Below are 706 nucleotides of genomic sequence, written 5' to 3' on the forward strand. Positions count from 1 at the left end.
CGCGAGCAAAGCTCGCGCTGCCGGGCCCAAGGCCGCTCAGTGGTATCGGCGTCAGCCGATGGCCAGTGGCGGGCGCGGGAGCTGTTCCTTTTAGTCTGGGGGTCAGTCTTCCTCGAACGGGTCCCATTCGTCTTCGACCTCGGGCAGCGCTTCGGTTTCGACCTGAGCGGCGCGTTGTTCGGGGGTCTCGATCTTGGTGATTTTGGCTTTCGGGAACTGCGCCAGTACGGCCTGGACCAGAGGGTGTTCGTGGGCTTCTTCCTTCAGTGCAAGCTCAGCCTTGTCGCGAATTTCGGCTATAGTCGGCGCGTCGCCATCCGATACGATTGACACGGCCCAGCGGTTGCCCGTCCAACGTTGCAAGGCCGAGCCAAGTCGCGGGGCCAGATCGGTCGGGGCCTGCGGGGCGGGTGTGAACTCAATCCGGCCGGGTTGGTATGAAACCAGGCGAACACCGTTTTCGACCTCGACCAGCAGTTTCACATCGCGGTTGGTCCGGATCAATTCGACCACATGATCAAAGGTTGGATACCGGGCAAGTGCCGCCTGCACATCCTGCGCCAGCGCCGCGACCGGTGCGCCGCCGGAACTGCGCGGTGTGGGCTGGTGGCTTGCGGTCATCGGGCCGCGTGCGTCCACAGGGGCTGCGCCAATGCTGTGAGCAGGTGCGCCGCCTCCTGGTCCACCCATGGGTGGACCAGGAGGC

The 706-nt window shown here is 64.7% G+C and carries 1 pseudogene; it reads right to left on the reverse strand.

Features of this window, described 5'->3' with window-relative positions:
• Positions 1-102: 102 nt before the first annotated feature.
• A pseudogene (locus tag ACR0JX_RS19715) lies at positions 103-706 on the reverse strand (DNA polymerase III subunit gamma/tau); the annotation flags it as partial.

The sequence above is a fragment of the Ruegeria sp. AH7 genome, from assembly GCF_056541325.1.